Origin of the sequence: Bradyrhizobium sp. Mp27 (assembly GCF_029953005.1) — a bacterium.
In the GTDB taxonomy this organism is placed as follows: domain Bacteria; phylum Pseudomonadota; class Alphaproteobacteria; order Rhizobiales; family Xanthobacteraceae; genus Bradyrhizobium; species Bradyrhizobium barranii.
Window position 1 is genome coordinate 35462 of sequence record NZ_JASAUS010000075.1, and the last position, 7112, is coordinate 42573.

The 7112-nt window shown below is 63.2% G+C and carries 8 protein-coding genes and 1 pseudogene; 6 read left to right on the forward strand and 3 right to left on the reverse strand.

Going from position 1 to position 7112, the window contains the following annotated elements; translation table 11 throughout:
* Positions 1–7: 7 nt before the first annotated feature.
* The 6 genes and pseudogenes from trbK-alt to QJT78_RS30345 form a co-directional block, all read left to right on the forward strand.
* On the forward strand, positions 8–337 hold the full coding sequence (gene trbK-alt, locus QJT78_RS30320; protein WP_038943911.1) for a putative entry exclusion protein TrbK-alt: 330 nt from the start codon (positions 8–10) through the stop codon (positions 335–337).
* Positions 334–1695: a P-type conjugative transfer protein TrbL gene (gene trbL, locus QJT78_RS30325; protein ID WP_038952628.1), complete on the forward strand. Its 1362-nt coding sequence runs from the start codon at positions 334–336 to the stop codon at positions 1693–1695. Before trbK-alt ends, trbL begins: the two co-directional genes overlap by 4 nt.
* 2 nt (positions 1696–1697) lie before the next feature.
* Positions 1698–2387, forward strand: coding sequence for a conjugal transfer protein TrbF (trbF, locus tag QJT78_RS30330; RefSeq protein ID WP_038943913.1), 690 nt, complete (start codon positions 1698–1700; stop codon positions 2385–2387).
* Positions 2384–3457, forward strand: coding sequence for a P-type conjugative transfer protein TrbG (gene trbG / locus QJT78_RS30335; RefSeq protein ID WP_038943914.1), 1074 nt, complete (start codon positions 2384–2386; stop codon positions 3455–3457). The genes trbF and trbG overlap by 4 nt, the downstream gene beginning before the upstream one ends.
* Complete coding sequence (locus QJT78_RS30340; RefSeq protein ID WP_281460383.1) at positions 3454–4668, forward strand: TrbI/VirB10 family protein; 1215 nt, start codon at positions 3454–3456, stop codon at positions 4666–4668. Before trbG ends, QJT78_RS30340 begins: the two co-directional genes overlap by 4 nt.
* A pseudogene (locus QJT78_RS30345) lies at positions 4665–4877 on the forward strand (DUF2274 domain-containing protein); the annotation flags it as partial. The gene QJT78_RS30340 and the pseudogene QJT78_RS30345, both read left to right, overlap by 4 nt.
* Positions 4878–5095: 218 nt before the next feature.
* Here the strand turns inward: QJT78_RS30345 and QJT78_RS30350 are convergent.
* From QJT78_RS30350 to QJT78_RS30360, 3 genes are all read right to left on the reverse strand, one after another.
* Positions 5096–5944 carry an SAM-dependent methyltransferase gene (locus QJT78_RS30350; RefSeq protein WP_038943917.1) on the reverse strand — a complete coding sequence of 283 codons (849 nt, stop codon included), beginning with the start codon at positions 5942–5944 and terminating at the stop codon, positions 5096–5098.
* A gap of 141 nt (positions 5945–6085) precedes the next feature.
* On the reverse strand, positions 6086–6520 hold the full coding sequence (locus tag QJT78_RS30355) for a DUF2214 family protein (protein ID WP_038943918.1): 435 nt from the start codon (positions 6518–6520) through the stop codon (positions 6086–6088).
* Positions 6521–6591: 71 nt separating this feature from the next.
* On the reverse strand, positions 6592–7041 hold the full coding sequence (locus tag QJT78_RS30360) for a GNAT family N-acetyltransferase (protein WP_312016863.1): 450 nt from the start codon (positions 7039–7041) through the stop codon (positions 6592–6594).
* Positions 7042–7112 lie beyond the last annotated feature (71 nt).

Consider the following 7112-nt stretch of genomic DNA (forward strand, 5'->3'; position numbering starts at 1 on the left):
GCCTAAGATGCTGGGCCGGTCGGACACTTTCCGCGTCGTGGCGATCATCGCGTTGATCGCCGTCGTCGTCGTGAGCCTCGTCGCGATCCATCTGCGGCCTGCGCCGTCGGTCATGGAGACGCCGCCGACGGCCGCGGGCCCAGCATCCGATGACCTCTCGGCCGAGCTGCGCCGCTGCGGCGCGCTCGGCCCGCAGGACGCCGAGGACGCGCGCTGTGTGGCGGTCTGGGAGGAGAACCGTCGGCGCTTCTTCGGCAGGCCGGCGCGGCCATTGCCACCACAAACGCCCCCGGGCGCGGCTGCGCCGGCCACCAATGATGCGGGAGATGCGCGATGAACAACGTCGGCGTCATCGACACTTTCCTCAACACCTTCACAACATACATCGATTCCGGTTTCGGCCTGATCAAGGGCGAGGTCGGATACCTGTCCTCGACCTTGATCGTGATCGACATCACGCTCGCCGGACTCTTCTGGGTCTGGGGTGCGGACGAAGACATTCTTCAGCGCCTGGTGAAGAAGACCCTCTATATCGGCTTCTTCGCTTTCATCATCACCAACTTCAACAACCTCTCGGCGATCGTCTTCAACAGCTTCGCCGGCATCGGCCTGAAGGCCGGCGGCTCTTCGATCTCGACGGCCGACTTCCTTCGGCCAGGCAAGCTCGCCCAAGTCGGGCTCGACGCCGGTCAGCCCCTGCTCGACGCCGCGAGCCAGATGATGGGCTTCACCAGCTTCTTCGCGAACTTCGTCCAAATCGCGGTCTTGATGGTGTCGTGGATCCTGGTGCTGATCGCCTTCTTCATCCTGGCGGTGCAGCTCTTCGTCACCTTGATAGAATTCAAGCTGACCACACTGGCCGGCTTCATCCTTATTCCCTTCGCTCTCTTCAATAAGACCGCCTTCCTCGCCGAGAAGGTGCTCGGCAATATCGTCGCCTCCGGCGTCAAGGTGATGGTGCTGGCCGTCATCGTCGGCATCGGCACCGGCCTTTTCTCGCAGTTTACCCAGACCTACACCGGCGGACAGCCGACCGTGGAGCAGGCGCTCTCCGTTGTGTTGGCCGCGCTCGCCATGCTGGGCCTCGGTATCTTCGGGCCGGGCATCGCGACCGCCCTCGTCTCCGGTGCGCCGCAACTCGGCGCGGGCGCAGCGGTCGGGACCGGACTTGCTGTCGCCGGCACGGCGATGGCCGGCGCTGGCGCGCTGGGCCTGGCCGGAAGGGGAGCGATGGCCGCGGCCTCCGGCTCGGCCGCCGCGGCGCGCGGCGGCGCGGTGATGGCAGGCGGGGCGTCCTCCGCCTACAGCCTCGCGTCCGCCGGTAGGTCCGGGGCGTCGGGCGTCGCCGCCGGTCTTGGCGGCGTTGGGCGAGCCGCAGCCGCGAGCGCGGCCGCACCCTTTCAGCGTGCCGCCAGCCAGGCCGCAGATTCGGTGAAACAGAGCTTCGCGGAAGGCGCTAAATCAAGCTTCGCCGCCACCGGCGGCTCCTCGACCCAGGGCACGGTCGGCGGCGCCCAAAGCGCCGCTGCCGGCCCCGCCGAGGCGAATGCTTCGAACTCCGGGCCGCCGGCGTGGGCCCAGCGCATGCGGCGCAACCAAGCGATCCATCACGGCGCGACAGCGGCCGCCAACGCCCTCAGGTCCGGCGACAGCCATGGCGGCGGCCATTCCGTCAATCTCTCGGGAGGAGAATGAGCATGGCGATCTTCCGCCGCGCGTCGGTCCGCTATGGCCGCACACCTGAACCGGAAACCCCTTACCAGCGCGCCGCACAGGCCTGGGATGATCGCATCGGCTCGGCCCGAGTGCAGGCCAAGAACTGGCGGCTAATGGCTTTCGGCTCGCTCGCGCTCTCTATGGGTCTGGCCGGCGGCCTCGTCTGGCAATCGACGCACGGCAGCATCGTCCCTTGGGTGGTGCAGGTCGACAAACTCGGCCTGGCCCAGGCCGTAGCGCCCGCCGCAGCCGACTACACGCCGAGCGATCCGCAGATCGCCTGGTATCTCGCGCACTTCGTGTCGCTGGTTCGCTCGCTGCCGGCCGACCCCATCATCGTGCGGCAGAACTGGCTCGACGCCTACGACTTCACCAGCACCTCCGGGTCCCAAGCGCTCAACGACTACGCCCGCGCCAACGACCCGTTCGCCAAGCTCGGCAAGCAGCAGATCGCAATCGACGTCTCCAGCGTGATCCGCGCGTCGCCGTCGAGCTTCCGAGTCGGATGGGTCGAGCATCGGTATCAGGACGGCGCGCTCGCCGACACCTCACGATGGACCGCGATCCTCACCGTCGCGATCCAGACGCCAACCTCCGCCGACGTGCTCCGCAAGAACCCGCTCGGCATCTACGTCACCGCAATCAACTGGTCGAAGGAGCTGGGACAATGAGCCTGCCGATTTCCATGGAAGCCGGCGGTCCGGCTTCAGATATTTCCGCCAAACCACAAAGACGGCAAAGCGGCGCTACGTCTTTCCGTAAAGCCGGACTCGCGGCTTTGCTGATGTCCGTCAGCGCTCTGGGCGGCTGCGCCCACAAGTTCATTCCGCCCGACATCAACTACGACAGCGCGGTGCCGGCGAAGCTTAGCGCCGATCCGCCGCCGCCGATCAAGATCGTCGAGCTTCCCAAGCCCTTGCCGCTGCCCGGCCAGTTGAAGCCGCTCGATGGCGGCAAGCCTACGCCCGAAGCCGCTGATCCGACGGTGCGCGTCAACCAGGCCAACGCGGCGGCGCGGATCCAGCCGGTGCGCAACGGCTTCATCAACGCGGTCCAGGTTTATCCCTATTCGGCCGGCGCGCTCTATCAGGCCTACACCGCACCGGGCGAGATCACCGACATCGCCCTGCAAGAGGGCGAGCAACTCGCGGGTACTGGCCCGGTCGCCGCCGGCGACACCGTGCGCTGGATCATCGGCGACACCGAAAGCGGCGCGGGTCCGACCAAGAAGGTCCATATTCTGGTCAAGCCGACCCGGCCGGAGTTGTTGACCAATCTGGTCATCAACACCGATCGGAGGACCTACTTCCTTGAGCTGCGCTCGACCGAGAAGACTTACATGGCCTCGGTCTCGTGGCAGTATCCGGAGGACCAGCTCATTGCGCTCCGCCAGCAGAACCAGACCGCGGAAGCCGCGGCCCCGATCGCCACCGGCGTCGATCTCGCCGCCATCAACTTCCGCTACGCCATTCAAGGCGACAATCCAGCGTGGCGGCCCCTGCGCGCGTTCGACGACGGGCAGAAGGTCTACATCGAGTTTCCGACTGGCATTCGCCAAGGTGAAATGCCGCCGCTCTTCGTGATCGGTCCGGCCGGCGGGTCCGAGCTGGTGAACTATCGCGTCAAGGGCAACTACTACATCGTCGATCGCCTCTTCGCCGCCGCCGAGCTTCGCCTCGGCGACAAGGACAGCGAGCGGCGCGTGCGCATCGTCCGCACCGACGGAAGGCCGCGGTCATGACAACGGACGGTCCTGAAGAACAACCGGCGCCACTTCCACCGCCCAGCGCGGCGTCGCCCGATCTGCGGCTAAGGGGCGAACGGCCGCATGTCATGCGCCTGTCCCGGAAGGTCCTGATCAGCCTGGGCGCCGGCTCGGCGCTCGCGATCGCTGGCGCGCTCGGCTACGCGCTCCAGACGCACAACAAAGGGCAATCCGCCCAGGAATTGCTCAGCACGCAGAATCGGCCGTCGGCCGAGGGTCTGGCGGGTTTGCCCAAGGACTATACCGGCCTGCAGCGACAGGCGCCGCCGCTCGGACCGCCGCTGCCCGGGGATCTCGGAAAGCCGATGCTCAACGCCGGCGCGGCGCCGAACACTGTCACCGCCGGCGCCACGCCCGATCCGGAGGCGCAGCGAAGAGCCCAGGAGGAGGAAGCGGCGCGCGTCAGCCGCCTCTTCTCGCATACCAGCCAGCAATCTCCGGCCGCGGGCCAGATCGGCTCGATCCCGTCGGCCAGCGCGGCTATGGCTCCCGCCGCCACGCCGCCCGTCGATGCCGGCTCGGCCCAAAACATGCAGGATCGCAAGACTGCCTTCCTCAATGCGTCGACGGACAAACGCACGATCAGCCCCGACCGGCTTGAAGCGAAAGCCTCGCCTTATGTCGTGCAAGCGGGCACCGTTATCCCCGCCGCGCTCATCACAGGCATACGCTCCGATCTCCCGGGCCAAATCACCGCCCAAGTGACGGAGGCCGTCTACGACAGCCCATCGGGCAAATACCTCCTGATCCCGCAGGGCGCGAAGCTGATCGGCCAATATGATAGTTCGGTCGCCTTCGGGCAAAGCCGCGTGCTGCTAGTGTGGACGCGGATCATCATGCCGGACGGCGACTCGATCGTGCTCGAGCGCCAGCCTGGTGCGGATACCAAGGGCTACGCCGGGCTTGAGGACGAGGTCGACAATCATTGGGGCATGCTGTTCAAGGCCGCTGTCCTCTCCACCCTGCTCAGCGTAGGCGCGGAGGCGGGCACCAGTCAGGACGAGAACAACCTGGTTCAGGCCATCCGCAGCGGCGCCTCCAACAGCATCAGCCAGACCGGCTCGCAGATCGTGGAGCGCCAGCTGAACATCCAGCCGACGCTAACGGTACGCCCGGGCTTCCCCGTTCGCGTGATCGTCACGCGGGACCTAGTGTTGGCGCCTTATGCAATGGGAAGAACCCCATGACCAAACTCAAGCTTGGGCCGCTTCCCAATGATAAGCCAGTTAAAATGAGCGTAGAGATACCTGCTACCGTTCACAGACAGCTTATCGCTTATGCTGAGGTACTTGGGCGCGAGACCGGTGAGGTGACTATCAATCCGTCAAAGCTTATCGTGCCAATGATTGAGCGGTTCATGGCTACCGATCGAGCTTTTCTGAAAGCTCGACGACATTTGGCCGCTCAAAGCCTATTGGGTTCGGCAGGTGCGGAAAGCGCTGCCGATGCAGCGCCAAAAACGACACAAGTGTCGGGTTCTCGTTCGGATGACGCCAATAGGCCGTGAAGTTCAACCGAATTAGACCTTCTCATCGTATAGCTCGCCGTGCGTCTCAGCCTTCAATATCTTCCCCTCGAACTCCCTCGGCGAACATTGCCGTTCACGCAAAATCGTCATGTGCAGGCGAGGAGCAGGTGACCTCCAACTCGCGGTATTGCCGAGCGAGGCGGTGCGGCATGTCCTTGCAGCCGTACCAGAATGGCCGGTACGTCGAAGTCATCGATATTGTCGAAGTGATACCTGCGTAACATGGCATGCAGATCGCTAGGAATGAAGCGGCTAAGGATGGGCTCTCCTGCAGCCGCCACCCGCGCTTCTCTTTCGTCGCGGTCTGCGCGAGCCGCCGGATCAATCCGGTCGCTGGGCTCGCTATAGTCGAAAACGACTTCTGCACCGGCGGGATGCGCGGCCATCTGCGAAAGGCAAAGCGAAATTGCATCGACTGTAAGGTACGGCACGACTCCCAGCCAGACAAAGAAGGTGCGTATGTTTTGGTCGAGCCCGCATGCGGCTAGGCAATCAGACAGGTTATCTCGCTCGAAATCCACTGGCGCGTAAACAAGGTCCGACGGAATGGCGATCCCCGCTTCAACCAAACGTCGACGTTTCCAGGCCTGAGTTGCCGGATGATCAACTTCAAACACCTTCAACTGTGAGCCGAATGGATTTCGATAAGAGAAGGTATCCAGACCTGCTCCCAGAATGACCAATTGCCTCACTGCTCGCCGCTCCACAGCCTCCTTGAGCGCCTGCTCCGCGATGGCAGATCGCGCGACCACGAAGAACCGGATGCCCCGCCGACGATTATGCTCCTCCCGATCCTGCCAGAATGTCTCCGGATCAAGGCCGAGAATGGGGACTGCAAAAGGGTCTTTGAAGAAACGCCCCTCTTCCAGTACTTGATGGGCTGCGCGGTAAAAAGCAGCATTAAAGGCCGTCCGGCTGGGTTCCTGCTCAAGCATGCCGATACCTCGTTTCTTCCAGAATTGGCGCTTGAGCGCTTATTGAGACCGGCACCGTCATGAGACAGATAGCCAATAGGGATCCGACCCAGACGCTTCGATCTTCCCCGCACCATTGCGCTCTATGCCGCTGACTAACCCTCAGAACTCGCCGACCCCTCTCGCCATCATCGCTGCGAGCACGGGCAACAAAGCGAACAACGCAAGTTCGATGACAATGACGCTCTTGACACGCGCAATCTCTCGTTTGGACACTGCGCCCGCTCGCGTCCACCTACGAAAAGTAAGCGTGGGATAGATGGAGATGAGGCCTACCCCAGCAAACACCGCCATTTTGGCCCAGAATGCCGTATTATGGGCGTAGAAGGTCCACCCCTTGTCCGCGAATGCGACGCGACATCCACCAACGATGAGGATGATCGCGGCGGTCAGGCCATAGCCAAGATCCACACGGGCGAGCGTTTTTGTGCGACCTTCGTCCGGCATCGCCGAAACGATTACGAACTGGCTCACCAGCACACCGAAGAGAGTGAATACTGCTAGGTGATGTAGCACGGCGAGCACGAGATCGGTCATGGGGAAACTCATCTGAGAAAATCCTAGTCCTTGTGACGGATTGTCACAAAAGCAACGCCATGTTTGCAGCGTTAGCGTTGCCCGTGGTGAGAACGCTGTGTTCTAAGCCAGTCATCCTTAGTACTGACGTAGATTAGGCCGCCGGCAACAGCTCCTGGCCCCCTCAGAGTCGCACCAATTCTTTTAGCCACCGCCACAGAGGCATTGTTATCAGGATGAATTATGTGGACGGCTTCCTTCCAACCCAATTCTTCGAACGCCCACTCTAGGCAGCGAATTCCGGCTTCCGTAGCGTATCCTTTCCCCCAGACGTCCCGACTGAACGCCCACCCTATCTCAGGGCCAGGCCACCCTGGAGGGAGCCAAGGTCCGGCCCGGCCGATCCAGCGACCGGTCGCCCTCTCGATCACCGAAAAATTGCTGTATCCTTGAATGCTCCAGGCGCCCGCGAAAAGGCAAAGACTGCGCCAAGCACCCGCAGCAGAGCTGGCCCCGGTTGTTTGGACAGCGCCCCGCTGGATTTAAGTGGATTCCTGCCGGGTTATGCTGAACGCGGGGCTTTACGGTTTTGTCGTTGCGTCGGGAGGGCGTA